The 2151-nt window shown below is 65.4% G+C and carries 2 protein-coding genes; both read left to right on the top strand.

Annotated elements, in window-relative coordinates; genetic code table 11:
- Positions 1-738 (top strand): DUF935 family protein (locus tag HK28_RS00100; RefSeq protein ID WP_143217261.1); only part of this gene is annotated, 738 nt, incomplete at its 5' end.
- On the top strand, positions 731-1927 hold the full coding sequence (locus HK28_RS00095) for a phage minor head protein (RefSeq protein ID WP_086642598.1): 1197 nt from the start codon (positions 731-733) through the stop codon (positions 1925-1927). The genes HK28_RS00100 and HK28_RS00095, both read left to right, overlap by 8 nt.
- The last annotated feature ends 224 nt before the right edge of the window (positions 1928-2151 follow it).

Genomic DNA, 2151 nt, shown 5'->3' with positions numbered 1-2151 from the left:
CGCATGGTCCAGGAAGACATCGAGCGTTCCGATTCGCTTCTGCTGAGCACGACGGTCAACGAGCAGCTTGTCCGGCCGATGATCGACGCGTCATTCGGCGGTCCCGTCGGCGATTATCCGGTCGTTATGATCGGTCGTCCGGACGAGATCCCGATCGCCGAGCTTGTGAGCCTGCTGCAATGGGGCGGTCCGCAAGGGCTGAAGGTCAGGGCTCAGGATATCTATGACCGCGCCGGCCTGACGCCGCCGGAGCCGGGCGACGAAACGGTGGGCGTGCTGGCTCAGCCGCAGCCGGTGCAGCCGTCGCATGACCTTCCGGGCGAGCAGCGACCGGCGCAGGCGCTGCCTGGGCGCGCTTCGCCGCCGACCACGGCCACGTCGCGCGAGGCGGCCGATGGCGGAAAGGGCGCTCAAGAGAATACCGGGAATGATGCGCCGGCCGAGGAACTGCATGTTCGGGTCGGTCGCCTGCTATCGCTGCATGTCCAGGAGGACGGGCCCGGAGTCATCGAGATCATGACGAGACGCCTTGCGCGCAACGCTGAGCGTGCGTTGGGGGATCTTCCAGACCAGGTCCGGAAGGAGCTGGAGCAGGCGTCCAGCCTCGATGATCTGTCGGAGCGTCTGGAGATGATGGGACTGGACGACGAGGCGTTTGGAAACGCCATGCAGGCGGGCGTCCTTATCGCCCAGCTCGCGGGCGAAGCGTCCGTTCTGGGCGGCCTGAAGCGTGGCTGATCCGCTGCTCGGCTCACCTGTCGCGCCGTCGGACGCGATCCGGTTTTTCCGTCAGAAGGTCAATGTCCCGACAAAGCGATGGGGCGAGATGGAGGCTCACGCGCACGCGGTCGGCTTCGCCGTGGCGGGGGCGACGTCCGATGCGCTGCTCAACGATTTTCGCAAGGCTGTACGCAAGGCGCTTGAGCAGGGCACGACGCTTGCGGAGTTTCGCAAGGATTTCGACGCGATCGTCGCGCGACGGGGCTGGACGCACACCGGAACCCCTGGCTGGCGCGCCGAACTGATCTATTCGACAAATCTGGCGACGGCGTATTCCGCCGGTCGGTATCGCCAGATGACGACACCCGAAGCGCTCGATATCTTTCCTTACTGGCGCTATCGCCATCATGCCTGCCCGCATCCGCGTCCGGAGCATGTCGCGTGGGACGGCATGATCCTGCCGGCGGACGATCCGTGGTGGAACACGCACTGGCCGCCCAACGGCTGGCGCTGTCATTGCACGGTCGAGCCGGTGTCGCGATCGGAGATGCGGCGCAACAAATGGGAGGTCAGCGAGGCCCCCCCGTTGCAATTAAAGCCGTGGCGCAATCCCGCGACGGGAGAGATCGAGCAGATTCCGAAAGGGATTGATCCGGGCTTCCAGTCCAACCCCGGCAAGGTCTGGGCGGACGCGGAACGCGACCGGGCGGCGACCCGTCTGTCTCCGGTCACGGAGCTGGGCGGGACGCCTGTGAAGTCCCTGCCGCCGACGGAACGCGAGGCTGTCCAGGTGAAACAGATCGGCGAGATGCTGGAGCAGAAGGCGCCGTCCGGCGAGGTGGAGGCCGCGACCGCGCCGGAGCCGGTGCGAGAGGCTCTGGACGTGAAGACGGACAGCGTGCGCCTTTCCGACGACAGTCTTCAGAAAAACCGCGACAGTCACCCGGAACTGACGAAGGAGGAGTATTCTGCGTTACCTGCGATGATCGCGCGTCCGCACGCGGTGGTGCGTGACACAAAGCCAGCGTCTGTCGTCGTTCTGGGGCGCAACGGAAAGCGGTTTTACAGAATCGCCGTCAAGGCGACGCTCGATCGGGCTCGGTTGTATGTTACGTCCATGCTGAGCGTCTCCGACGCTGGCGCCAGTCGGTTGCTCCGTTCACGTGAGTTGATCTGGAGCCTGTCGGACGAAGATGGGAAGAAGTGAAGTGGCGCGCGGACGGGGCCTGTCGGCAACCCCGCAATGCGCTCCGCCCGTTTCGGGCGTGCTACGGCAGACAGATTTATCACCGCGTCGCCGCGCGCCACGGGGTGACCGTAACAGAATAGGGGGAACGGAGCGAGCGAAATGGCCGGCATCTCGGTAACTGGCACGACTGACCCCATTCAGGCGGCGCTGGGACGTGTGGCGGCGATCGGACGCGATCCTTC

This window comes from Acetobacter sp. DsW_063, from assembly GCF_002153745.1.
Classification (GTDB): domain Bacteria; phylum Pseudomonadota; class Alphaproteobacteria; order Acetobacterales; family Acetobacteraceae; genus Acetobacter.
This window is presented reverse-complemented; position numbering and strand designations above follow the sequence as displayed.